Origin of the sequence: Psychrobacillus sp. BL-248-WT-3 (assembly GCF_012843435.1) — a bacterium.
In the GTDB taxonomy this organism is placed as follows: domain Bacteria; phylum Bacillota; class Bacilli; order Bacillales_A; family Planococcaceae; genus Psychrobacillus.
In genome coordinates, this window is the sequence record NZ_JABAFC010000022.1 from 1 (window position 1) to 24,216 (window position 24,216).

Annotated in this window: 23 protein-coding genes and 2 other annotated features; of the genes, 4 read left to right on the forward strand and 19 right to left on the reverse strand. The window is 37.5% G+C overall.

Going from position 1 to position 24,216, the window contains the following annotated elements; genetic code table 11:
• Window positions 1-245 precede the first annotated feature (245 nt).
• From pheT to HF876_RS11915, 3 genes are all read right to left on the reverse strand, one after another.
• Entirely contained in the window at window positions 246-2,657 is a 2,412-nt protein-coding gene (pheT, locus tag HF876_RS11905) for a phenylalanine--tRNA ligase subunit beta (protein ID WP_169360281.1), read from the reverse strand.
• 12 nt (window positions 2,658-2,669) lie between these two features.
• Window positions 2,670-3,707 carry a phenylalanine--tRNA ligase subunit alpha gene (gene pheS / locus HF876_RS11910; RefSeq protein ID WP_169360282.1) on the reverse strand — a complete coding sequence of 346 codons (1,038 nt, stop codon included), beginning with the start codon at window positions 3,705-3,707 and terminating at the stop codon, window positions 2,670-2,672.
• A gap of 47 nt (window positions 3,708-3,754) precedes the next feature.
• Window positions 3,755-3,987 (reverse strand) — a binding site (T-box leader).
• Between the two features lie 55 nt (window positions 3,988-4,042).
• Window positions 4,043-4,807 (reverse strand): TrmH family RNA methyltransferase, encoded by a 765-nt coding sequence (locus HF876_RS11915; RefSeq protein WP_169360283.1) that lies wholly within the window; start codon window positions 4,805-4,807, stop codon window positions 4,043-4,045.
• Window positions 4,808-4,986: 179 nt separating this feature from the next.
• Between HF876_RS11915 and sspI the strand changes: the two genes are divergently transcribed.
• Window positions 4,987-5,196, forward strand: a complete 210-nt coding sequence (gene sspI / locus HF876_RS11920; RefSeq protein ID WP_169360284.1) for a small acid-soluble spore protein SspI — start codon at window positions 4,987-4,989, stop codon at window positions 5,194-5,196.
• Window positions 5,197-5,222: 26 nt separating this feature from the next.
• Here the strand turns inward: sspI and HF876_RS11925 are convergent, their stop codons facing one another.
• Window positions 5,223-5,561 (reverse strand): DUF3221 domain-containing protein, encoded by a 339-nt coding sequence (locus HF876_RS11925; RefSeq protein ID WP_169360285.1) that lies wholly within the window; start codon window positions 5,559-5,561, stop codon window positions 5,223-5,225.
• 16 nt (window positions 5,562-5,577) lie between these two features.
• Window positions 5,578-6,168: a DUF2441 domain-containing protein gene (locus HF876_RS11930; protein WP_169360286.1), complete on the reverse strand. Its 591-nt coding sequence runs from the start codon at window positions 6,166-6,168 to the stop codon at window positions 5,578-5,580.
• 189 nt (window positions 6,169-6,357) lie between these two features.
• Here HF876_RS11930 and HF876_RS11935 point away from each other — a divergent pair, with 189 nt between their 5' ends.
• Window positions 6,358-7,752, forward strand: a complete 1,395-nt coding sequence (locus HF876_RS11935; protein ID WP_169360287.1) for an FAD-binding oxidoreductase — start codon at window positions 6,358-6,360, stop codon at window positions 7,750-7,752.
• Window position 7,753: 1 nt separating this feature from the next.
• Window positions 7,754-8,737 carry a bile acid:sodium symporter family protein gene (locus tag HF876_RS11940; protein ID WP_169360288.1) on the forward strand — a complete coding sequence of 328 codons (984 nt, stop codon included), beginning with the start codon at window positions 7,754-7,756 and terminating at the stop codon, window positions 8,735-8,737.
• 136 nt (window positions 8,738-8,873) lie between these two features.
• Here HF876_RS11940 and HF876_RS11945 read toward each other — a convergent pair whose 3' ends face one another.
• The 6 genes from HF876_RS11945 to dut all read right to left on the reverse strand — a co-directional run bounded on the left by HF876_RS11945 (window position 8,874) and on the right by dut (window position 16,375).
• The gene (locus tag HF876_RS11945) at window positions 8,874-10,181 is read right to left on the reverse strand and encodes a DUF4179 domain-containing protein (protein WP_169360289.1); all 1,308 of its coding nucleotides are present in this window, start codon (window positions 10,179-10,181) and stop codon (window positions 8,874-8,876) included.
• The gene (locus HF876_RS11950) at window positions 10,174-10,698 is read right to left on the reverse strand and encodes a sigma-70 family RNA polymerase sigma factor (protein ID WP_169360290.1); all 525 of its coding nucleotides are present in this window, start codon (window positions 10,696-10,698) and stop codon (window positions 10,174-10,176) included. The genes HF876_RS11945 and HF876_RS11950 overlap by 8 nt, the downstream gene beginning before the upstream one ends.
• Window positions 10,699-11,345: 647 nt before the next feature.
• Window positions 11,346-12,311, reverse strand: coding sequence for an ornithine carbamoyltransferase (argF, locus tag HF876_RS11955; protein ID WP_169360291.1), 966 nt, complete (start codon window positions 12,309-12,311; stop codon window positions 11,346-11,348).
• A 143-nt stretch (window positions 12,312-12,454) separates the two neighbouring features.
• Window positions 12,455-13,543, reverse strand: a complete 1,089-nt coding sequence (locus HF876_RS11960) for a M42 family metallopeptidase (RefSeq protein WP_169360292.1) — start codon at window positions 13,541-13,543, stop codon at window positions 12,455-12,457.
• Between the two features lie 103 nt (window positions 13,544-13,646).
• A complete protein-coding gene (locus HF876_RS11965) occupies window positions 13,647-15,569 on the reverse strand; it encodes a DUF2207 domain-containing protein (RefSeq protein ID WP_169360293.1) in 1,923 nt (640 codons plus the stop codon).
• A gap of 371 nt (window positions 15,570-15,940) precedes the next feature.
• Window positions 15,941-16,375 (reverse strand): dUTP diphosphatase, encoded by a 435-nt coding sequence (gene dut / locus HF876_RS11970; protein ID WP_169360294.1) that lies wholly within the window; start codon window positions 16,373-16,375, stop codon window positions 15,941-15,943.
• 146 nt (window positions 16,376-16,521) lie between these two features.
• Between dut and HF876_RS11975 the strand changes: the two genes are divergently transcribed.
• The gene (locus HF876_RS11975) at window positions 16,522-16,908 is read left to right on the forward strand and encodes a sigma-w pathway protein ysdB (RefSeq protein ID WP_169360295.1); all 387 of its coding nucleotides are present in this window, start codon (window positions 16,522-16,524) and stop codon (window positions 16,906-16,908) included.
• A gap of 285 nt (window positions 16,909-17,193) precedes the next feature.
• Here the strand turns inward: HF876_RS11975 and HF876_RS11980 are convergent, their stop codons facing one another.
• From HF876_RS11980 to dnaI, 8 genes are all read right to left on the reverse strand, one after another.
• Window positions 17,194-17,736: an AAA family ATPase gene (locus HF876_RS11980; RefSeq protein ID WP_240949750.1), complete on the reverse strand. Its 543-nt coding sequence runs from the start codon at window positions 17,734-17,736 to the stop codon at window positions 17,194-17,196.
• Window positions 17,733-18,503, reverse strand: a complete 771-nt coding sequence (locus HF876_RS11985) for a hypothetical protein (RefSeq protein ID WP_169360296.1) — start codon at window positions 18,501-18,503, stop codon at window positions 17,733-17,735. Before HF876_RS11985 ends, HF876_RS11980 begins: the two co-directional genes overlap by 4 nt.
• Before the next feature lie 586 nt (window positions 18,504-19,089).
• Window positions 19,090-19,374 carry a DUF1294 domain-containing protein gene (locus HF876_RS11990; protein WP_169360297.1) on the reverse strand — a complete coding sequence of 95 codons (285 nt, stop codon included), beginning with the start codon at window positions 19,372-19,374 and terminating at the stop codon, window positions 19,090-19,092.
• Between the two features lie 108 nt (window positions 19,375-19,482).
• A complete protein-coding gene (gene rplT / locus HF876_RS11995) occupies window positions 19,483-19,842 on the reverse strand; it encodes a 50S ribosomal protein L20 (RefSeq protein WP_169360298.1) in 360 nt (119 codons plus the stop codon).
• Window positions 19,843-19,889: 47 nt separating this feature from the next.
• Complete coding sequence (gene rpmI, locus HF876_RS12000) at window positions 19,890-20,090, reverse strand: 50S ribosomal protein L35 (protein WP_053588661.1); 201 nt, start codon at window positions 20,088-20,090, stop codon at window positions 19,890-19,892.
• Between the two features lie 30 nt (window positions 20,091-20,120).
• Window positions 20,121-20,642, reverse strand: coding sequence for a translation initiation factor IF-3 (gene infC / locus HF876_RS12005; protein WP_251553479.1), 522 nt, complete (start codon window positions 20,640-20,642; stop codon window positions 20,121-20,123).
• Window positions 20,643-20,941: 299 nt separating this feature from the next.
• The gene (thrS, locus tag HF876_RS12010) at window positions 20,942-22,870 is read right to left on the reverse strand and encodes a threonine--tRNA ligase (RefSeq protein WP_169360299.1); all 1,929 of its coding nucleotides are present in this window, start codon (window positions 22,868-22,870) and stop codon (window positions 20,942-20,944) included.
• Between the two features lie 119 nt (window positions 22,871-22,989).
• Window positions 22,990-23,216, reverse strand: a binding site (T-box leader).
• 50 nt (window positions 23,217-23,266) lie between these two features.
• Window positions 23,267-24,208, reverse strand: a complete 942-nt coding sequence (dnaI, locus tag HF876_RS12015) for a primosomal protein DnaI (protein WP_169360300.1) — start codon at window positions 24,206-24,208, stop codon at window positions 23,267-23,269.
• Window positions 24,209-24,216: the final 8 nt, after the last annotated feature.

Below are 24,216 nucleotides of genomic sequence, written 5' to 3' on the forward strand. Positions count from 1 at the left end.
TCCCCTTAACGGATAAAGTAAGTATGTGTTTAGAATAAAGATAGTAATACATTTACACAAAATATTTTACATTCCCTCATCTCCGCAAGGTTTAGAGTCATCTCTGCAAGGTTCTAGCACATCTCTGCAAGGTTCTAGCTCATCTCTGCAAGGTTCTAGCTCATCTCTGCAAGGTTAGCTATTCTCCGCAAGGTTGTGACTCATTTCCGCAAGATTTTGCGTCATCTCTGCAAGGTGATCAGCCTTTATCCTCGCAGCTCGGCTCCTGCTTGCTCAGCTAATGCTTTTAGAACTTTGTTATGTGCATTAACTACTTCTTCATCCGTTAATGTACGCTCTGGATCGAAATACGTTAGAGAGAATGCAACTGATTTTTTGCCTGGTTCCATTTTTTCTCCTTCATATAAATCGAATAAATGTACACCCTTAAGCAATTTTCCACCTGATTGTTGAATAATTGCTTGCAGCTCTCCAGTAGCTTTTTCCTGATCCACTACTAATGCGATATCGCGCGTAATAGAAGGGAATTTAGAAACTGGTTGATAATACAATGTTCCAGCATCTTTGTTTAATACCTTCATTAAATTCAGCTCGAATACATACGTATCCTTTAAGTCACGTGCTTTTTGTTCAGCCGGGTGTAATTGACCAATAATACCGATCTCTTCCCCTGCCAATTGGATAATTGCAGTTCTTCCTGGATGCATTCCTTCCATTACTGTACGTTCAAAGGTTAACTCACTTGTATGACCAAGTAAATCCATTAAACCTTCAACAATTCCTTTTAAAACAAAGAAATCTACTGCTTTTTTCTCTCCTTGCCAGCTATGCTCAACCCACTTACCAGCAATAACGCCTGCTAAATGCTCTTGCTCATGAGGTAATCCAGATGCTGTTTCTCCTAAGAAAACAGAACCAATTTCATACAACGCAACGGTATCTGCTTGGCGAGCAGTGTTATACGTTACAGCCTCTAGCAAATGAGGGATTAAGCTTTGACGTAGCGTGCTACGCTCCTCACTCATTGGCATTAATAGTTCCGTTACAGGAGCAGTTTCTAAAGCAAACTTTTGTGCTACTTCTTTAGAAGTTAATGAGTACGTAATTGCTTGGTAAAGTCCTGCACCTTCCATAAAACCACGCACTTGGCGACGTTTTGCTTGGTAGGATGTTAAACCACCTGGTTTAGACTCTTCCACAGGTAACGTCATTGGAATCTCATCATAACCATACATACGAGCTATTTCTTCCACGATGTCCTCCGGAATTTTAATATCCTGACGTCTAGTAGGTGCTTTAATATATAAATATCCATTAGCTGCTTGGAATTCAAATTTCAAACGAGACAGAATAGATGTCATATCCTCTAAAGATATCTTCATTCCTAAACGACTGTTAATGAAGTCTGGAGAAACGATAACTTCAGCTGGAGATTTATCTAACTTATCTACAACTACGGAACCAGCTAGTACTTCACCATTTGCAAGCTCTGCTAATAGGCTTGCTGCACGCTCTGCTGCCATATTTACACGATTTGGATCCACACCTTTTTCGAAGCGAGCACTTGCATCACTACGTAGGTTATGGTCTTTCGATGTTTGACGTACAGATCCAGCTGCAAAGTAAGCTGACTCGATTACAACGGTTGTCGTGCCTTCATGAACCTCTGAATTAGCCCCACCCATTACTCCAGCAATAGCAACCGGCTCTTTACCGTTAGTTATTACTAAATGGTTAGATTTAAGTGTTCGTTCTTGGTCATCGAGTGTAACCATCTTTTCTCCTTCAGCTGCAAGGCGAACAACGATTTCCTTTGTTGCTAAACGGTCATAGTCAAATGCATGAAGTGGTTGACCAAATTCCATTAATACATAGTTAGTAACATCTACTACGTTATTATGAGGACGAATTCCAGCAGCCATCAGACGATTCTGTAGCCATAATGGAGATTCTTTTACTTGTACGTTTTTAACAACCTTAGCAATATACAGAGGATTTTCTTCTATTGCATCCACACGAAGCTTCAAATAGTCCTCTGCCTTTTCATTGCTTTCTGTATAAGCAGCCTCAGGATATTTCATATCCTCTGAAAGAATAGCCCCTACCTCATAAGCAACTCCTAGCATACTTAGTGCATCCGAGCGGTTTGGTGTTAAACCTAACTCTAGCACTACATCGTCCAGGCCTAATAAAGGAAGTGCACTTTCACCTGGTACAGCTGTTTCAGGAAGAACATAAATCCCTTCTGCATACGCTTTAGCTACTAGGCGACCTTCAATACCTAGCTCTTGAAGAGAACAGATCATTCCATTAGATACTTCTCCGCGTAGCTTTGCTTTTTTAATTTTAATGCCACCTGGTAGCACAGCTCCAGGACGTGCAACGATTACCTTTTGACCAGCGTCAACGTTCGGAGCACCACAAATAATTTGAGTGATTTCATCTCCTACATCCACCTGACAGATGTTTAGCTTATCTGCTTCTGGATGCTTCACTTTTTCCTTTACATAACCGACTACCACATTTGTCATGCCTAGAGAGCGATCAATCACTGCATCTACTTCTATTCCTGAGCGAGTAATTTTCTCACCTAAGTCTTTCGGGTCCAACCCTTGTGTGTTTACATATTCTGATAACCATTTCGTTGATACTAACATGTCATTTCCTCCTTACACTTCTGTTCGGTGGAATTGCGATAAGAAACGCACATCATTTGTATAGAAATGACGAATATCTTCCACTCCATATTTCAACATTGCAATACGCTCTGGTCCCATACCAAACGCAAAACCAGAAAGCTTTTTAGAATCATAACCAGCCATCTCAAGAACATTAGGATGAACCATACCTGCTCCTAGGATTTCAATCCAACCTGTTTTCTTACATACGTTACAACCACTTCCTCCACATTTGAAGCAAGAGATATCCATCTCTACAGAGGGCTCTGTGAATGGGAAGAAACTTGGACGCAGTCGAATTTCACGATCTTCTCCGAACATTTTTTTCGCGAATAAAGATAAAGTACCTTTTAAATCACTCATACGAATATTTTCACCGATGACTAAACCTTCGATTTGAGTGAATTGATGAGAATGGGTAGCATCATCATTATCACGACGATATACCTTACCAGGACAAATGATCTTAATTGGTTGCCCTTCTTTTGCTTCCATCGTGCGCGCTTGAACTGGAGAGGTATGCGTACGCAATAGAATATCCTCTGAAATATAGAAGGAATCCTGCATATCACGTGCTGGATGACCTTTTGGTAAATTCAATGCTTCAAAATTGTAATAATCCTTTTCTACCTCAGGACCTTCTGCAATTTCATAACCCATGCTTAAAAATAGATCTTCGATTTCCTCCACTACACGAGTGAGTGGGTGATGATTACCTGTTTTCACTGGTCTTCCCGGTAATGTTACATCAATAGACTCTTTTGCAAGCTGTTCTTGAATCGCTTGCTCTTGAAGTAATGTCATGCGTGCTTCTAGAACAGCAGTTACTTCCTCACGCACTACATTGACAAGTGCTCCCATTTTTGGACGTTCCTCGGCTGGGAGTTTACCCATACCCTTTAGTAAATCCGTAATCGGTCCTTTTTTCCCTAAATACGCTACTCTCACATCATTTAATTCTTTTGTGTTTTGTGAAGCTTCAATTTTTTGTAATGCTTCTTCTTTTAACTGTTGAAGTTGTGCTTCCATTTGAAAAATCCCTCCTAATTGACAAAATAAAAAATCCCCGCCCCTATAAAAGGGACGAGGACTAATTTCGCGGTACCACCCTGATTATTGCACAACTAAACGTGCAATCACTCAATTCGAATAACGGCTCTACACCGGCACACCTTTACAGTAAACACTGGTCCCGGTGGCAGCTAACGGGGTGAACTTCTATATGAATTCTCCATTTACGCTTCCAGTCTAGGCGCAAAATCCCTACATTCGAATAATCATATATACTTTTCCCGATGACAGCTTTTCTTATTTATCAAATTATTATCTATTATACGGACTTTTAAACATTTCATCAAGGGTATTTATCTCAATGTAAGCCCATAAAGAAGAATTCCTGTTGCGACTGCGACATTTAAAGATTCCGCTTGGCCCAATAAAGGAACAATAATATTTTGGTCCGTTTGTTCTAAAAGACTTGCTTGTATACCGCTACCTTCGTTTCCTACTATTAATGCAAACGCATCACTTTTCTCTACCTCATGAAACGGCGTTGAATTTTCAAATGCCGTGCCATATACTTTTACATTTTTCTCTTTTAGCAGATCGACCCAATAGCTTAAGTCACCTTTTAAAATGGGGATGTGGAAATGAGAGCCTTGAGCAGAGCGAAGCGTTTTAGAATTATACGCATCAGCTGATCCCTTTCCAAGAATAACAGCGTCTATCCCTGCAGCATCAGCCGTACGGATCATCGTTCCAATATTCCCAGGGTCTTGAACCGCATCGATTAATAAAAATTTACTCCAATTTTCTTGTTCATCTGCTTGAGCCGCATTTTGTTTACAATGTGCAAAAATGCCTTGGGTATGCTCTGTTTCTGCAAGCTCTTTTTTAATAACATCATTAATTTCTACTATTTCTAGATTGTCTACATCCCAACTGGCAGGAATTTCACTTGTATCGCTTAACATGATTGTTAAGACAAGTTCTTTTTGTTTGATTGCTTCTTCTACTAAATGATAGCCTTCAATAATAAATTCACCAGTTTTATCTCTTTCTTTTCGAACACTGAGTAATTTTTTCCAATGCTTCACTAAAGAGTTTTGAGGAGATTCGATTCGTTTCATATTTTGTACCGCCTTTTTCTAAAATGCTGCAAAACAAATAGTTTAGCATCTTTTCTTTGTAGAAGATTATATCATGTTCCTCGATTAGTTCATATGTTCATATTTATCTTCCGTCAATTCAAAAAAATTATGTATAGTTGACGAGACGTGGGGAAAGATGAAGACAAGGAGTGATGAAAATGGATTTTCAAATTCGAGAAGCAATAGCAGCTAACCTAAAGGGTAATTCAGCTACTGATATTAAAGAAGTGGTAGAAGATGCAATTAACCGAGGAGAAGAACATTTACTACCTGGTCTAGGCGTAATTTTTGAAAAATGGTGGAAATCTGCTGATGAATCCAGCAAACAAGCAATGCTAAATAATGTTTCTACTGCATTTGCTCAATAAGTATTGGCTAACGGAGACCGTAGATACTACGGTCTCTTTATTAATTCAATTTTAGTACCATGACCAGAGCTTGGTGAGCTTGTGTCCAAGGCATCATACCAAACTTTCACCTTGTCCCCAACCTCTATATTAGAGATTTGTTCGTCAAATCCAAAGGAAGAAGATTGAATAGATTTAGATGTAACTTCCTCCTTTGTTAGAATTCTATCTATTCCTGGTTGCTCTTCATAAATAAAAACATGAGCATCAGAGACCTCTGCTACTATCCCTTCCCTCACAAATTGATTTTCCTGACTTTCTTCTTTACAACCCCATAAACTAACTACGGATACAAGTATTATAAGAAACCCAAAATATCGAATCATTGTTAACCTCCCAACATTATTCATACTCTTCTAGAATTTCTACAACTTCTATTTTTCCGTCCACTAACATCTCAGGTAGTCCACTGATTACATTTCCTTGCCAATACTCTCTTGCCTGCTCTATTTTCTTTGCAAAAGATATACCATCTTCCTTTGGCAAAAAGCTAGCATCTCCCTCAAAAGTTTTACCATCAACTCGAAGCTTAACAAGCTGCAACACCTGCCGATTATAGGAATTAAATAAGTCTGCCCATTTGAGTGCATCCTCTAAGCTTTTTGTAGCATATAGACAGGATAATCTAGATGGGTAATTCGGATATTCCTCTAATCTAACCATTTCTACTATCGTTTCACGAATTGCTCTAGTCGTTTGGTCCAAATATTTATGGCCAACTTCTGCATCCTCTTTAGTTAAGTTAACCCCTTCATTTGTGTATTGGTTTTGAAAAATTTGAACAAAGTCTTCTCCCTTGGAATTTAATTGTTCTTTTTCGAAAAAGAAGTGATATAACGTATTCTTTTGGTTCTCACTAAAATCAATTATCTGCCCCACTCTCATCTTGTTTCTTGTAACAATATGATATACAACTAGTTCATTCTCCGTCATTTTTTTCTCCTTTTATTAATAAAATAGAAAACAAAACATTTCAATCCACTAAACTACTAAATTATTTTATTTATTAGATAATTTGTTCTTGATTTATATAATATACTGTATATAATTACTCTATGAGTTTGAATAATTAGAAAAATCATAAAAGTTATACATCTAAATTATAGCAAAGAGGCGAAGCGAATGAAGATTTTAATGGAAAATATAGTGGAAGCATTGCAAGAACACCTAGAGCAAGACCAGATCTCCACCAACCAAACTATCCGAGAATTACATGGAAAAGATGAATCCTACCATTCTATTAGCTTGCCAGACATTGTCGTTTTCCCTAAAAACTCGGCAGATGTGAGCAATATCATGAAGACTGCTAATAAACTTGGAGTTCCAGTCGTACCCTTTGGTCGTGGCACGAGTTTAGAAGGGCATGTGATTCCCTATGATAATGGAATAACGATCGATTTTTCTTTGATGGATAAAATATTGGAAATAAGAGAACAGGATTTACTTGTGATAGTCCAGCCAGGTGTAACGAGAACACAGCTGAACATGGAGTTAAAAAAGTATGGTTTATTCTTTTCGGTTGACCCTGGTGCTGATGCTACTCTTGGCGGAATGGCCGCTACAAATGCGAGTGGGACTACAACTGTGAAGTACGGAGTTATGAGAGATCAAGTTCGAGACCTAGAAGTAGTGCTTGCGGATGGAACAATCATACATACAGGAAACTTGGCAGCTAAATCTGCCTCTGGATTTCACTTGAATGGGTTGTTTGTTGGTTCGGAGGGTACATTAGGCTGTTTTACAGAACTGACTTTAAAGGTGTATGGCATACCAGAATTCACGACTGCTGCTAGAGCAACATTCCCTACTGTCAAACATGCAGTGGAGGCAGTAACCTCTATTTTACAGGCAGGTATACCGATTGCTCGCGTAGAGCTAGTAGATGAAAGCTCTATTCGTCAGGTAAATCAATTTAGTGAAACTAACTACGCTGAAAAGCCTACATTGTTTTTGGAATTCCACGGCAATGAAGCTGGACTTGCTCAAGATGTAGAATTTACTCAAGAAATTGTGAAGGACCATGGCAGTGAGGATATTCAATTTGAAACCGATAACGCTGCTCGAAACAAGCTTTGGGACGCAAGACATAATCTAGCCTATGCTTACATTCATGGAAACGTAGGAAAGAAGCTCATGGTGACCGATGTTTGTGTTCCTATTTCCGAGCTAGCTGACGCTGTCATATTTGCACGTAAGGAACTTGATGCTATCGGGTTGATAGGAGGCCTTACAGGTCATGTCGGTGATGGAAATTTCCATGCCCTTATCATGATTGATATGAACGATCCGGAAGAAATACAGAAGGCCGTGACCTATAACGAAAAAATCGTACGATACGCTCTGGAACGAAAAGGTACTTGTACAGGCGAGCACGGGGTAGGTGTAGGGAAGCAAAAATACCAGGCAGCAGAACACGGGGAGGCACTTCAAGTTATGGAAAAGATTAAAGTTGCTTTAGATCCCAACAATATTTTAAATCCAAACAAAATTGTAAAACTTGAAAGAGAAGGTGAGTAATATGAAAACATTAGAGAAAATCAGTAGCTTTGCTGGCAAATATTTTGCCCTCTTGGTTATCTTAATTGCTGTAATAGCTTACTTAATACCAGAAACCTTCCTGCCATTTCGTAGTTATATAACTCTCCTACTAGGGGTAGTTATGTTTGGAATGGGCCTAACGCTTAAAGCAGTAGATTTTAAGCTAATCTTAACTAATCCTAAACCAGTATTAATCGGTGTAGCAGCACAATTTGTCATCATGCCATTAGTTGCTTTTGCAATAGCCTACATGCTACAGCTTCCTAATGAATTAGCTGCCGGCCTTGTACTCCTAGGCTCTGTACCAGGTGGAACCGCATCAAATGTAATGGTTTACTTAGCGAAAGGAAATGTACCACTTTCTATTACAATGACGTCCTTCTCTACTCTCTTGGCGCCTTTAATGACACCAGTTTTACTTTTATGGTTAGCTGGGCAATGGATGCCGGTAAATGTAATGGATATGTTTATGTCCATTGTCCAAGTAATTATCGTTCCGATTGTTCTTGGTCTACTTATTAAAAAATTATTACCAACGGTTGTAGAAAAAAGCGCAAACGTTGTACCATTAATCTCTGTATTAGCTATTATCATCATTGTTTCAGCAGTAGTCGCAGGTAATGTTAATAACATCGCTTCTGCAGGATTATTAGTTTTTGTTGGGGTCTTCCTTCATAATGGTGCTGGTCTATTGCTTGGCTACTTCACTGGGAAAATGATGAAGCTATCTAGATCTGACTGCCGTGCCATTTCAATTGAGGTTGGTATGCAAAACTCAGGCTTAGGTGTTGCACTAGCAACTGCCCATTTAGGACCGTTAGCTGCACTTCCAAGCGCTCTAGGAGCTGTTTGGCACAATATCTCAGGCCCAATTATAGCAACTATTTGGTCAAAAAATGCAGCAGATTCCGAGGAAGAAGAGATGGAAGCGATCCCGTTAGAAAGTAAGCCTTCACAGATTTAAAATAGGAATGGCAGTGGATGTTCACACTGCCATTCCTATTTTGATTATCCATTACTTTAGATAGATCTCGATTTGCATTATCCAATGATAGATACATAAGAGAGCACTTACTCTCTGGAAGTACAAGTATCAAAAACTATTTGTCTGGTACCTGTAATTCAAATTCATCATACATAATAGGCTCAGGATATTGGAAGGTAGCTAAGTGTGCTCTTTCTATTTCACTTGCCTTGAATACTTGCTTAAAGCTATTACCTTCTATCCTTTTCGCAAATGGAGCTTCCTCTAGCACTAAACTATTCCCTTGTTCATCCTCTAACCATATCGGATTTCTAGTAAGTCTATTATCGTAAAGAGATTCACTGTTGACATCAAAATATACAATAATCTGCTCTTCATTTGACTGAATCTCTGTAACTGTAATAGCCCCGAAATCTCCTTGACTGAACTTAAATGGGTATTTCTGTCCTTCAAGCGGAATCATAACTTTTTCTAAGGGAAAATTGTTCTCTAGTTTATAAGGAATAACTCTAAGCTTTTTAGCTCCTTCCTTAAGTGGGCTAAAGAGATATCCTACTTGTGTTTCAACCACACCATTTTCCGTTTCACCATGTGCATCTTTTCCTAATTGGTCAAGTACATTTCCACCATCATCCACAACAAAAAATTCTAAGTCAAATGGCTGAAAATCCATTTCTTCTTTAGAATTTACTTGGACAGCTAGATCTGTACCGGCCGGACCAATTTTCAATGAGTTTATTTTGACGTTCGCTCCTTCAATCATTCTAACCTCTTCTGGACGTAAAACCATCACCTGATTCGACTGTTTCACATGGAATTGGAAATTCCAATTACCGGGAATTATTCCTATAGCATCTATCCTCATGTTCAGCTCGAATTCCTCTGGCAGCTCCTCAGTTGGATTGATTTCCACCATTCCTTTATACTTTTGTGGCGTGATAAAGTCCCCTGAATAGCTAGAACTGAAATTGATTTCTCTTCCATTTACCTCTAATGTTGGTCTTTCTAATTCTCCAATTGCAAACAATGATTCTTGTGTATAACCAAAAACAAGTCTTGTTCCGTCATAAAACATTTCAGTAATAGTTAAAGTAATACCACTATCCTTGGATGATTGATCGATTATTTGTGTTAATCCTTTTTGCCCTGCTATTTGTAAACCTTCATCTTGCACATCATTAAAAAATGTGCCAATAAGTGGAACGTGAGAAGCTATTTTAGCCATTGCAGGAGAAACACTAGCTGATCCTACAAAAATGAATAACGCCACCGCAGCTGCACCTGCCGTATAGGACACTATCTTTAGTTTAGATTTTTTCTTTTTCAACTGAGGAGCAGTATTTTGTATGATTTTATCTAGTTTTTCCAGTGGCACTTGTATATTATCCATTTCCTTCTTTAAATCTGGCCATTGCTTACTCATTTACACAATCCTCCTTCATAGTTTTTCTTAAAATCATTAGTCCCCGATGGATATTTGTTTTAATTGTTCCTTCTGGACATTCCAAAATTTCCGCTATTTGCTTAATGGAATAATCCTGATAATACCGCAACACTATTACCGACTTATATTTTTCATCTAGCTCCATAACAGCTTTTAACAAATCGATTTCGTTTTCAGGTGTAATATAAGGCTTCACTTTATTTTCAAGTACTTCTCTGTCCATCGGCACTACCCTACTCTTCTTTTTTATAAGATCTAAGGCAGTATTTATTAGGATGCGAGTCAACCAAGTTGAAAAATAACGTTCATCCTTCAGATTTTTAATGGAAATCAGCGCCTTATAAATAGTTTCCTGAAAAACCTCTAATGCATCCTCTTCATTTTTTACATACATAAACGCTATTTTATATAGCTTTACCTTTTGCTCTTCCATTAGCTCCTGGAATGCTTTATGACTCCCTTTCATGGCTTTTTGTACTTTCTTAATATCCGACAACTGAGTAATCCCCCTTTCGTTCTATACGTTAGATAAACAAGATATGTAAAACGTTTCATTTTTTTATTTTTATGTTATTGAAGCATAAATAGCATTTTACAAATTTAACCCAAACATTTTCTATGTATTGATTGTAGTTCTAGGCGGAGCCACAAGTAGAGGGATGAGTAAGACAAATAAGACATTCACAACCACGCTTGTTGTGCTGTGGTGATGGCTTTTCGCTCACACTGCTGAAAGCGTCCGCCAGAGCGGAAAACAATTTTTACCTCTATTCTTAGAAAGTATATAAGTGTCTTTACTCTCTTTTTATCGTTCGTGTTTATCTTCTTATAAGAATAAAATAGAATTCACCTACTGATGAGGATATAGTTATGCAGGTAAAGATACTGATTTTCAATAGATTTGAGGAGTTCCTGCTGTATAGATTGGAGATGAGAAAGAAGATATATCTGTACTGACCTATATTGGGGTATGGTTGTACATCACTTAGGTTTTAATTTTTGCCCAATAAAATAAAAAGCGATCCCAGCGTCTCCCGGAATCGCTTTTCCTATGTAGCGATGAGGTCATCCTTCTAGATAAGCAACATCGCATATATATAAACTGTAGGACACACCCTGTCGTTACAGCTTATTCAAAGATTTTTAAGCCATCAAAGAAGCAAGTACGGCTTTTTGTGCATGTAAGCGATTTTCTGCCTGCTGGAATATATATGAGTTAGGTCCATCTATTACTGAGCTAGAAACCTCTTCTTCTCGATGAGCCGGAAGACAATGAAGGAATATATAATCTGCTTTCGCATTGGCTACTAGCTTGTCATTAATTTGATAATCCTTAAATTCCTCCAAACGCTTAACAGCTTCCTCCTCCTGCCCCATGGAAGTCCAAACATCTGTATAAACTACATCTGCATTCACCGCAGCTTCTAGTGGATCATTAGAAACAAACAAGGAACCTTCGTTTGCAAGAGCAATTGCCTTTGCCTTTGCCATAATCTCTTCATTCGGCTCATAGCCGACTGGCGTTGCTACAGCAATGTGCATTCCCATGTATGCAGCAGCAATCACTAAGGAATGTGCCACATTGTTACCATCACCAATAAAAGCCAGCTTCAGCCCTTTTGTATGACCTTTCACTTCTTGTACTGTTAATATATCTGCTAACGCCTGACATGGATGGTAGAGGTCTGTTAGGCCGTTTATAACAGGTATACTCGCATGCTCCGCAAGTTCTTTAACCATAGCGTGTGAATTAGCACGAATCATAATGCCATCTAGATAACCCGAGAGGACATGTGCTGTATCATAAACAGATTCCCCACGACCAATCTGCAAATCTCTAGCGTTCATGAACATACCATTTCCGCCTAGCTGCTTCATCCCCACCTCAAACGAAATCCTTGTACGAGTAGAGTGCTTTTCAAATATCATTCCTAATGTCTTCCCTTCTAACAATGGAGGACATTTACCAGCCTTCGTTAAAGACTTTAAGTTTGTAGCTAGTTCTAGTAATTCAGTCACTTCTTCCTTAGAGTAATCCAATAGTGTTAAAAGATCCTTTCCTTTTAAACTATCAACTAATTTAAGATTTACCCACTCCAATAATTTCATACTCATAATCCCCTTTACCCGTATCTTCTGTAATTGTTATTATAAGTATGAATATTTATAAAGTCAAGCGAATTTATATACATTTTTTATACATAAAAAAACTAATGAGGAATACTGCTGTATTCTTCATTAGTTTTGTTTAATTAGTTAAAAGTTATATTGTTTACTGTATCACGATCAAGCTTTTTAATAACTTCAACAATCAATTTAACTGTATTCTCGTAATCATCTCTATGCAGAATTCCTGCATGTGAATGAATATAACGAGTAGCTACACCGATTGACAAGCAAGGTACACCATTTAAGGAAATATGCATAGAACCTGCATCTGTTCCCCCACCAGCAATTGTTTCAAATTGATAAGGGATATTGTTTGCTTCTGCTGTATCCACTACAAAATCGCGTAATCCTTTATGGGATACCATAGATGCATCAAATAGGACGATTTGAGGGCCATCTCCCATTTTACTAGATGATTCTTTTGGAGTGATTCCTGGAGTATCACCAGCAATACCCACATCAACTGCAAAGCCGATATCAGGGTTAATTTTTGCTGTAGAGGTTTTAGCTCCGCGAAGACCTACTTCTTCTTGAACATTCCCGACACCATATACGATATTTGGATGATCTTGGCCTTGTAAATTTTTCAATACATCTATTGCAATAGCACAACCAATACGATTATCCCAAGCTTTTGCAAGTAGAAGTTTATCGTTGTTCATTACAGTGAATTCAAAATATGGAACGACCATATCCCCTGGTAATACTCCCCATGACATAGCTTCTTCTTTAGAGGAAGCACCAATATCAATAAACATTTCTTTAATATCAACAGGCTTTTTACGTGCTTCTGGGCTAAGAATATGTGGTGGTTTAGAACCGATAACACCTGTAATAGTTTCGCCCTTACGAGTAACGATCGTTACACGTTGAGCTAGCATTACTTGTGACCACCAGCCTCCCACTGTCTGAAAACTCAAGAATCCCTTGTCGTCAATTTTGGAAATCATAAAACCAACTTCGTCTAAGTGACCTGCAACCATGATTTTAGGTCCGTTAGCATCTCCCACTTTTTCAGCGATTAAGCTACCGAGGTTGTCAAATTCAATTTTGTCTGCATAAGGGGCAATATATTTTTCCATTACTTTACGTGGTTCACGCTCGTTACCGGGAATCCCTTTTGCATCTGTAAGTTCTTTTAGCATTGTTAATGTTTCATCTAATTTTGTCATTATTTCGCCCTCCTAAATATACTCACCAGTTAATTATATGATAAATTGAATGCTTATTCAAAATATATTTTTAAAATTCTAAAGATACACAAATACACCTGCATTAATCGGCACCGGCGCCGCCACCACTATCCCCGCTGCCACCTCCGTAGCTTCCTCCGCTATCTGAATATGTAGCGGAGCCTCCAGAAGAACCAGCTCCAGAAAATAGATATCCTTTTGTCCATCTCCATGAATCCTCTACAAATTTCATAGGGTCAGTGTCTGTTAACAGCAATCCAGCCAATGGGACAGCACGCGCTGTTTCTAGTGGATAAGACTGGCGACTTCGTTTAAACAAATAGGCTCGAATGATCCGCTTATCTTCCTTGTGCAATACAGTATGATCTTGTTTGCTTAGTGCTTTTCTAAAAGCCCTTATAGAATCCTTAGCTCTGACTGCATTCATCGATAAAATATTTCTTGGTACAGTAAAATATAATACAATGAAAGCAAGTAACAAATCATACGTTTGATGAAGTAATGCTTCATCTACTAAATTTACGCTAGCAAAAAACATGAAACCCATATATAAGAATAATAATCGTTTTGATTTTTTCTTACACCATAGCATTCCGATATATATAAGAGACACTGTTATAATGCAGACAATTCCCCAGATGCTTCTTAAGTCTGCATAATATGCAATAGAAAATAGTATAGCCATTATAATGGTCGCTATACTTAAAATCATAAGTGGGATACGGTTATTTAAGGCACCAGCCTCGATCATCTCTGATTCAACTGCTAACTCCCATTGCTTCTGCTTTTCTTTAAATATTTTTTTCCGCTGAGCAAAATAGCCATTTTGCCTTTTCTCATCTCTTGCTGCTCCAGCGACATCATGCAAATTAAACGTCCATTTGTTTGATCCATTTTTTACTCCGAATAGCCAATCTATCATTGTATTTTCAAAATCGGCATTCACTAGACTTCGATTGACCAGTTGAAACTCTAATGTCTCTCTAGGAGCCTTTGGATCATTTTGAAAACGAACTGCCGCTTTTCCTTTGCTTACCTTTACTGTTCCTTTTTCTACTAATGAAAATAACCCTGCCAAAAAGCTTTTTTTATGAGTCTTTCCGATTTGATCAACAAAAAACATGTACAATGCATCCGTCTCTATCACATCTTTTTCAGAGCCAGTCCTCCAAAAATGTCTCTGTGGTAATAAAACAATTAAGAAGATAGCGACAATAAGCATTCCCATCATAACTTTTGGGATGAGACTCTTTACCATTTCAATGTAATCTAAACGACTCAGCATCTTATCAAATTGTTTTTGCTCTAAAGCAATGGCTCCACTTAAAGTTTGTGCGGACTTAATTTTCGGCATTGCTGTCATTACGGAAGAAGGAAAATAGAAACTAGTCTCCGTAGTAGAATACGCTTCCGATTTAGGAGTCACAAATCGTATACCATATTGGTTTTTTTCTCGTTTTCCCGCATGTCGATCAAACATAAATCCATCGAAAGTATCAGGATTTAGTGGTTTCGGAAGTATAAAATCTATTGTCACATTCTCGTAAGCTTGATCATGTGCATCCCCGCTAAAGTACGTCACCTTTACCTCACTGTAATTGTCATATGTCTTAACAGCATTCTTTAAGGTATAAGCATAGAAGTAAGATACCTTCTCATTAGTTTTCTTGATGTTTGTTCGAAAATGGCCTTCCTCAAAGGAGACAGTTAATGGAATCATCGATTCTGCTCCCACAAAGCCTGGCTCCATGTCTAAGCTAGTAAGCTCATAGGAATAAAAATCTACTACCCGCTCATTGTATGTATCAGGAAATTCTCTATAAAGGTTATGAAAGGAACCATTAAAAGTATAGGTAAATACCTCATTAACTAATAAGTCACCGTTTGGTTGAATCCATGACTTTATATGTACTTTGTCAATGCTATAAGACTTTGCTTCTCCTATAGGGCTAAAGGAAAGGAAAGCTACCATGAATAACAAGAATGTAATAATAAACTTTTTCATATGACAACCTCCCACTACTTCCAAGATAACTATCGTACGGAAAGTAAAACAAATAAGTTTCAGCTTTAATAAATAAGCTACTACATTTAAAGGCCATAAATAGGTAGGAACACTATAGATTTTCTTTTATTTCGCATATAGAGTTCTCCAAAATCCAAAAAAATACCTCGAAGAATTCATATTCGGGGTATTTTTTATTGTTAAGGAAATTATAAAACTCGGAACCTGTGGATAAATTGATGTCTAGCTCCACCGCCTTGCCCCTCGGGTCAAATGGATAATAGCTCCGGTGGCTGAGGAACTGCCTCCTCGCTTTTCTCCATTTGCCTGTCGGGGCAGACATAGGCGCTTGCGCTTTTCTTGTTTAAGCTCTACTTCCCAGATGAACCAAAGCCCCCTCTTCCTCTATCAGATTCGGTTAAGCTTTCCGTTTGCTCTATTTTCACTTGTAAAACTGGAGCTATAATCATTTGAGCGATCCTCATATGTTTTTCTACTGTAAAGTCTTCTAAACCATGATTTATTAATATGACTCTAACTTCTCCCCTGTAGCCCTCATCTATCGTTCCAGGACTATTTAAAACAGTGATGGAATGCTTTAACGCCAAACCACTTCTTGGTCTAACCTGTGCTTCTGTTCCTTTGGGCAGTTCCATCTCAATTCCTGTTCTGATTAATGCTGATTTTCCAGCTTGTATTACCTTTTCTTCAATTGAATACAAATCCATTCCTGCATCGCCTTCATTTGCTCGGTTCGGTACCATTGCATCTTCATGAATTAATTTTACTTTTAATGTTTGTTCCATTTAAATCCTTCTTTCCTTTGTATAGATTTATATGTATTGTGAAAAAATATATTTATTTTCTTTCAAAAAAAATAAATTATTTTGAAACCAAACTACTTCTTCTATCGTATAGCAGGTATCATGTATTTTACAAGGAGGACATTTTAATGGTCCATATTATACGATTACTAATAATTATACTTATTATATATGTATTCTATAGAATATTACGCTATTTATTTGATCCGAGACGAAAGCTGGACGAAGCAAATGAAAAAGAACAATATTATTTCTATGACGATATAAAAAATGTACGCAAAAATTTCTTTATTACGTATAAAGGTGCCATGTTTGAGGGCGAAAAATATCTTGGTACTACTGATCAGGCTTTCGAGGTAGTATCTATTTTCATTTGGATTAAAGATCCTTCTAAACTACAGGGATTCACAAAAGAGGACTTCCACTTCCTTCAAAACGAAATACGGATGAATTACCCGAACGCTAAAATAAATTGGAAGAGTCCAATTGAACAGCTGATGAAGGAACAGGATTAAAAAATTCTATTGCTGTAAGAAATAGGAGGAGATTGTATTAAGAAATTTGTAGTTGCTTTTATACTAGGGTTTTTAGTTTATTTTATCATTACAACCATAATTAATTTATAATTGAGTCAGCTTCCTCCGCTACAATTATTTAGTTGTATATGGATTTTCGTATTTAATCAGTAATTTGCTATTTATGAAATATACTAAATTAACATAAAAGAACTCGACTTGTACGATTTTTATAAATCATTCAAGTCGAGTTATTTATTTAGGAATATCCAGCTGTTATTCAATTTATGCTAATCGGACAATTTCTTGAACGATGGTTTGTACATCCTCAGTACGTTTTACTACGAAAAAATAATCCCCTTCCTCATCGGATGGATCTTTAACCTCTTCTTCATTTTGGCGATTAAGAACTTCTTCAAAACTTAAGGCCGTCCTTAAAATAGAAGTGCTTCTTTCGCTTACCTTTACTCTTTCAAACAACACTACTTCTGGTATATCAAAGTAAACAACTATCGTCAAAAAGCCTAGACTCTTATAATACGTTAGAAACTTTTTTCTACCACTCATATCTCTATTAGAGTTACACAAGATTACATGGCAATTAGTCTCTTTTACCGTATAATCGACAATCATTTGGGTAAGCCCGTATTTTAGCTTATTTTTTGATGTCTTCGGTAAAAGAGATTTGTAATATGTATTTAAGAATGCTGCATGATTATCCTGATCGATGACAACTGAGTTTGTTAAATTTTTTTCTAACATTTTAGCAAATGTAGTTTTTCCACTATGCGTTTTTCCAACGGTCATGATTACCATTCTTTGTTTCATATGATGGACTCTTTGTCTAATGAGATAAACAAGTTCTCGACGTTAAAATATGTACTTAGAGATTCTTTTCTTCCTGCCTCGCACCATTCGTTGTAACGTTTAAAGACTTCCAAAGGATTATTATTTGCTTGCTCTTCTACTAAATACTTTATAGTTAAAAAGCTCCTACAGTAATCAAACATGATGCTAGTTATATCATTAGAATAAGAGTCAGTTCCAAATTGATCTATACTTCTACTTCCAAACTTTTCATTGAAATAGGCCACAACTGCACTTTCTACTTTAGTGATTGTTTCAAACGATTCAGGGGTCATTAAATTTTTTCGAGCAATATAGTCGCACATTCCTTCTTCAAACCAAATACTTTCTCTTTCTTCATCAAACTCATCTGGGAACAAATCGATATGGTGAACCATTTCATGGCCAGCTATTGTCAGAATATCCTCCTCTTTAAAATTCCGATAAAAATCCTTTATAAACTCACTTTCCACGTTCCCATATATATTCATAAAAAAATTTCGCCATTCCATAATATCTGGGGTCATATAGACTAAGTGCCGATTTGTATACGCTGGAATGGGAACATCTGAAAAGACACTGGTTGCTATGTCCCCTGGAGTCCAAATGAATCCTCTCGGAGAATCATTTAATTCATATTCTTTTTCTAATAAGGCTTTAAATTCATTCAGTTTAACTTTAAAGGATTCTATGATTTCTAGATATTTAACTGCTTCATATGGCGTTTCAAATGCATAAATATGCTTCATTTCATCCATCACTCCATTTTATTGTAAATTGAATCAATCATTAATATGATTTTTATAAGAATGTAGAATTGATTTCAGCTATGGCGACGTCTTCTCTATCTCACTACTTGCGTTGCCGCTTATTGCTGCAATTCATAGTTAAATTATATATTAATTTAATTAAAAATTCATATTTTTGTAAAAAACTCCATCGCTAGTCATACTATTTCTGCCAGCTCTAAGCTCCTATTTATGATTTTCATTATTTTTTTCCAATAAAAAAGAACCTAACAATCTAGGCTCGTTCTAAGGCTTACACTCATTTCTTACACTCAAAGGAATATTCACTTGTTAGGTTATTATGTATTTCCAAGGTTGAAGCTCCCCCTGCTTCAGTGCAACCGCTGGTGAGTAAGTTAATTTCCTTTGTATTAAAATAACTAGATGTAACAGTTAGAAAAAGGAGCACCATTACAACCACTCCTATTAAACCTATTATTGATAGCAAATACTTATTGTATTTGGTCATTATCTCAGCTCCCCTCATAAGTTTTATACGGTTTGCCCAGTAAAAAGTTTCATAGATTTAATTGTTCTACTATTTAGCCTAGAATATTACTGCACTGTTATCTGTCAGTAACCAAACAATTAGAAAGACGTACACGATTAATAACATAAGAAAACCTACACGAAAGCTAGTATGCAATGTTTTATGACGAAATAGCTGCATCCCTAAATAGGCTCCTATTCCTCCACCAAAGATTGCGAAAGTCCATAATGTTTTTTCCGATATCCGTTGTCCCCTTTTCTTCGCTTGGGACTTATCATAGCCCATCAAAACGAACGCAGACACCGACATTAATAAAATAAAAATAAGAATCACATTAACCATAATAATCCTCCTTAGAAAAGCATAAGCCCCTATCTCTGCTCTGACAGGCAAACTAAATTAGATTGTAAAAAAAGGCTGATAGAAAATCTATCAGCCTTTTCATCTAACTTATTTGTTGATTGCTTTTTTTGCTAAATCAGCAATTTGTGTAAATGCTGCTGCATCAGTTACAGCTAATTCAGCTAACATTTTACGGTTTACTTCGATTTCAGCTAATTTCAATCCGTGCATTAAACGGCTGTAAGAAAGTCCGTTCATACGAGCTGCCGCATTGATACGTGTGATCCATAGTTTACGGAATTCACGTTTCTTTTGACGACGGTCACGGTATGCATACATTAAAGATTTCATAACCTGTTGGTTTGCTACTTTATATAATGTATGTTTAGAACCGTAATAACCTTTAGCTAATTTTAATACCTTTTTACGACGCTTGCGCGTCACTGTTCCGCCTTTTACGCGTGGCATGTTCATTACCTCCTGCTATTCTTTCGAATAATTTGATTTCGTTTAAATTATTTCATGTAAGTAAGTAAAGTTTTGATACGTTTGTAATCGCCTGAAGAAGCTACTTTAGTTTTACGTAGTTTACGTTTAGCTTTAGTAGATTTGTTAGCGAATAAGTGGCTTCCAAAAGCACGGTCATGTTTTAATTTACCTGTACCCGTTTTTTTGAAACGCTTTGCAGCTCCACGGTGAGTTTTCATTTTCGGCATGTCGAATTCCTCCTAAACAATTGTACTCTATTACTGTTTTTCGTTCTTAGGTGCAAGCACCAAGAACATACTGCGTCCGTCCATTTTCGGTTTTGACTCGATAGTGGATACTTCCGCACAAGCTTCTGCAAATCTATCTAAAACTCGTTGTCCGATCTCTTTATGAGTAATGGCACGACCTTTAAAGCGAATAGATGCTTTCACTTTGTCTCCTTTTTCAAGGAACTTGATCGCGTTTTTCAATTTCGTTTGGAAATCATGCTCATCGATAGTCGGGCTCAAGCGAACCTCTTTCATTACGATAACTTTTTGATTTTTACGAACTTCACGATCTTTCTTTTGCTGCTCAAATTTGAATTTACCATAGTCCATGATACGAGCGACCGGTGGCTTGGCTTGAGGAGCCACAAGGACAAGATCCAAATTTACACGACCTGCTATTTCAAGTGCTTCGTTACGTGTTTTTAAACCTAATTGATCACCATTTTGATCAATAACGCGTAGTTCGCGTGCTCGAATGCCATCGTTCACATACATGTCTTTGCTAATAATGATCCACCTCCAGATAGTGTCGCGAATACATGGTTTGGGCATAAATTCCGTAGAAACGAATCAGTCACGCCGTTTTCGATCCAATAAAAAAGCGAGCAGACATCTGTTAATGTCTGCCCGCCGATATGAGAAATATGTAGCAACTACATATTACAGTCGATCGTGTGCTTACCAGTCAACAACCAATGTGTCGAGCAGGTGAGAAGCGGGCAGCCTCTTCTTATACCACAAACTTGTATTCAATAACCTAAATAACTATACCATCCACAAAACTATTTGTCAACAATATAATTATATAATTAATTATGTGCTACTTCTTCTTGCAGACGAGCTAAAAATTCGTCGAACGGAATACTTTCGGATTTTTGCTCTCCATATTTACGAACGTTTACATTACCTGATTCTAACTCTTTATCTCCTAGCACTAGCATATAAGGAATCTTTTGCATTTGTGCTTCGCGAATCTTGTAGCCAAGCTTTTCTTCACGGTCATCCATTTCTACACGGAACCCAGCTGCAACTAATTGCTCTTCAATTTGCTTAGCATACTCGAAATGTACTTCATTAGAAACTGGAATAATCTCAACTTGCACTGGTGCCAACCAAGTCGGGAAAGCTCCTTTGTATTCTTCTATTAGGAATGCAACAAAACGTTCCATAGTAGAAACTACTCCACGGTGAATAACGACAGGACGATGTGGTTTTCCATCTTCCCCTACATATGTTAGATCAAAGCGCTCTGGTAGTAAGAAGTCTAATTGAACTGTTGATAATGTTTCTTCCTTACCAATAGCAGTTTTTACTTGAACATCTAGTTTTGGACCGTAGAATGCAGCTTCGTCTTCTGCTTCAATATAATCTAATCCTAATTCATCCATAGCTTCTTTTAGCATGCTTTGAGCTTTTTCCCACATTACATCATCATCAAAGTACTTTTCTTTATTGTTAGGATCTCTGTAAGATAAACGGAATGAGTAATCTTTCAAGTCAAAGTCTTTATAGACAGAGATGATTAATTCAACAACCTTTTGGAATTCCAATTTAATTTGATCTGGACGTACAAATAAATGGGCATCGTTCAACGTCATCCCACGTACACGTTGAAGTCCTGATACTGCTCCAGACATTTCATAGCGGTGCATTGTTCCTAGCTCCGCGATTCGTAGAGGAAGGTTACGATAAGAATGCATACCGTTTTTGAATATCATCATATGGTGAGGACAGTTCATTGGACGTAATACTAGTGTTTCGTTATCCATCTCCATAGGAGGGAACATAGAGTCTTGGTAATGCTCCCAATGTCCTGATGTCTCATAAAGTTCTTTAGACCCTAAAACTGGTGTGTAAACGTGTTTGTAACCAAGCTTTAGCTCCTTGTCTACGATATAACGCTCAATTACGCGTCGGATAGTTGCACCGTTTGGTAACCATAGAGGTAAACCTTGTCCAACCTTTAAAGAGTTAGTGAAAAGCTCTAGCTCCTTACCAATTTTACGATGGTCACGTTCTTTTGCCTCTTCCAACATTTTAAGATGCGTTTGAAGGTCCTCTTTTTTAAAGAAGGCAGTTCCGTAAATACGTTGAAGCATTTTATTGTCACTGTTACCTCTCCAATATGCTCCTGCAATGCTTAGCAGTTTAAACTCTTTTAGCTTTCCTGTAGAAGGAACATGAACACCACGGCAAAGGTCAAAGAAATCTCCTTGCTCGTAAATCGAAACTTGTTCTCCAGCTGGTATCGCTTCAAGCAGCTCTACTTTATACTCATCATCCTGAAACTTTTCAAAAGCTTCTTCACGAGAAACGTCATGACGAATAATTTCGATGTTTTCATTAATAATTTTTTTCATTTCTTTTTCTATTAAAGGTAAGTCATCAGCTGTTATTGGTTCTGGTGAGTCAATATCATAGTAGAAACCATTTTCAATGACTGGTCCAATTCCTAGCTTAACATCTTTAAATAGACGCTTTACAGCTTGTGCCAGTAAGTGAGCTGAACTATGACGCAGAATTTCTAACGCTTCATCTGACTCAGGAGTAATAATCGCAATCTCTCCATCCTCAGTAATCGGTGTTTTAAGATCGATCAGCTGACCGCTTAATTTACCTGCTAAAGCTTTTTTTCGAAGCCCTGGACTAATAGATTGTGCTATTTCTTCTGTAGTTGTTGATGAAGGAAACTCTTTTACTGCTCCATCTGGAAATTGTAACTTAATAACATCTGCCACGTTGAACACTCCTTAATAATTTTGGATTAAGTATCAGCCTAAAATCGCTCTTCCCTTGAGCAGATTAGCTGGTTTAGGTAAGACGATTATTTTAGACAAAATAAAAAACCCCGTCCCGGTAAAGGGACGAGGTTTAAATCGTGGTTCCACCCTTCTTCTATCTATACGAATATAGACGAAGCTTTGCATCGGTTAACGGACCGGTGACCGGCAAGCTGCTACTACAATTTCACAGCTGCTGCTCGGAGGTGGTAAATCGATTGCCGGTGCTTAAGAAGCTTTCAGCCAAGGCTTCTCTCTCTAAAAAGTCGTACAAACTGATTATTATCCTCTTCAACGCATCTACTTGTTCTTATGAAAATGATTATACGCCACGACTTTAGCATTTGCAAGTAGTTATTTATGCTCTCTCCAGTTCTTCCCTTGAAGAGCAACTGGGATAGTCAGCGCTTTGATCCGTTCCATAATACGTCCTGCTTTTACTACCTCTTTTTCTCCTCGTTGAGTATAAGAAAGATGATGCTGTAATTCATCATAGTTAAAGTTAGAAGACATAAAGGTTGGAAGCTGTTCTGACATCCTGTAGTGGAGAATAGTTCCTATAATTTCATCACGCGTCCAGCTAGACATTGTTTCTGCACCAATATCGTCTAGCATAAGCACAGGTGCTTTTTTTACAAACTCTACTTTTTCAGGAAGAGATTGATCTTGTATAGCCTGTTTCATTTCGCGAAGAAATTCAGGGACGTATACAACTACTGAATGAATATGTCTAGCTGCTAGTTCGTTTGCTAGTGCGCCCAATAAGTAGGACTTACCGACTCCAAACTTTCCGTAAATATAAAGTCCTTTTGCAGGTAATTTATTTGTTCTTTCCCATTCATTTAAGAAGTCCTTAGCAGCTCGAACTGCTACAACACGACTATCATCTTGTAAGTCTAAGCTTGAGAGACTAGCCTCCATCACCTCTTTAGGCATATGAATACTGTCTATCATAGAGGTCACTTTTTTACGCTCATCCTCTATAACCCCTCGTTTACACCTTACATACTCAACATCTATTAGGCTTCGGTCTAACACTAGCTTCGGCTCATAGCCCTTCATAAAATTCGCACATTCGTCTAAGGAAGGACAGCCCTTGCAATCATGAGACTGTGATTTATATTCATATAACTTACTCAAGCTCCGATTGATTACCTGTTTAGATATTTCATCTGAGTTTTCCTCTATAAATGCTTGTATATTTGGTTCCTCTAATACTTCCTGCTGCAGCTCATCCAATCGAGAAGTAAATTCAGGAGTGACTACTCTTTTGAGCGTTTCATTAATCCGTTCCATTTCCTTCA

Excerpts from the sequence above, each read along its gene's own strand:
- pheT (WP_169360281.1), bottom strand. The coding sequence starts at position 2,657 with ATGTTAGTATCAACGAAATGGTTATCAGAATATGTAAACACACAAGGG.
- pheS (WP_169360282.1), bottom strand. The coding sequence starts at position 3,707 with ATGGAAGCACAACTTCAACAGTTAAAAGAAGAAGCATTACAAAAAATT.
- HF876_RS11915 (WP_169360283.1), bottom strand. The coding sequence starts at position 4,807 with ATGAAACGAATCGAATCTCCTCAAAACTCTTTAGTGAAGCATTGGAAA.
- sspI (WP_169360284.1), top strand. The coding sequence starts at position 4,987 with ATGGATTTTCAAATTCGAGAAGCAATAGCAGCTAACCTAAAGGGTAAT.
- HF876_RS11925 (WP_169360285.1), bottom strand. The coding sequence starts at position 5,561 with ATGATTCGATATTTTGGGTTTCTTATAATACTTGTATCCGTAGTTAGT.
- HF876_RS11930 (WP_169360286.1), bottom strand. The coding sequence starts at position 6,168 with ATGACGGAGAATGAACTAGTTGTATATCATATTGTTACAAGAAACAAG.
- HF876_RS11935 (WP_169360287.1), top strand. The coding sequence starts at position 6,358 with ATGAAGATTTTAATGGAAAATATAGTGGAAGCATTGCAAGAACACCTA.
- HF876_RS11940 (WP_169360288.1), top strand. The coding sequence starts at position 7,754 with ATGAAAACATTAGAGAAAATCAGTAGCTTTGCTGGCAAATATTTTGCC.
- HF876_RS11945 (WP_169360289.1), bottom strand. The coding sequence starts at position 10,181 with ATGAGTAAGCAATGGCCAGATTTAAAGAAGGAAATGGATAATATACAA.
- argF (WP_169360291.1), bottom strand. The coding sequence starts at position 12,311 with ATGAAATTATTGGAGTGGGTAAATCTTAAATTAGTTGATAGTTTAAAA.
- HF876_RS11960 (WP_169360292.1), bottom strand. The coding sequence starts at position 13,543 with ATGACAAAATTAGATGAAACATTAACAATGCTAAAAGAACTTACAGAT.
- HF876_RS11965 (WP_169360293.1), bottom strand. The coding sequence starts at position 15,569 with ATGAAAAAGTTTATTATTACATTCTTGTTATTCATGGTAGCTTTCCTT.
- dut (WP_169360294.1), bottom strand. The coding sequence starts at position 16,375 with ATGGAACAAACATTAAAAGTAAAATTAATTCATGAAGATGCAATGGTA.
- HF876_RS11975 (WP_169360295.1), top strand. The coding sequence starts at position 16,522 with ATGGTCCATATTATACGATTACTAATAATTATACTTATTATATATGTA.
- HF876_RS11980 (WP_240949750.1), bottom strand. The coding sequence starts at position 17,736 with ATGAAACAAAGAATGGTAATCATGACCGTTGGAAAAACGCATAGTGGA.
- HF876_RS11985 (WP_169360296.1), bottom strand. The coding sequence starts at position 18,503 with ATGAAGCATATTTATGCATTTGAAACGCCATATGAAGCAGTTAAATAT.
- HF876_RS11990 (WP_169360297.1), bottom strand. The coding sequence starts at position 19,374 with ATGGTTAATGTGATTCTTATTTTTATTTTATTAATGTCGGTGTCTGCG.
- rplT (WP_169360298.1), bottom strand. The coding sequence starts at position 19,842 with ATGCCACGCGTAAAAGGCGGAACAGTGACGCGCAAGCGTCGTAAAAAG.
- rpmI (WP_053588661.1), bottom strand. The coding sequence starts at position 20,090 with ATGCCGAAAATGAAAACTCACCGTGGAGCTGCAAAGCGTTTCAAAAAA.
- dnaI (WP_169360300.1), bottom strand. The coding sequence starts at position 24,208 with ATGGAACGGATTAATGAAACGCTCAAAAGAGTAGTCACTCCTGAATTT.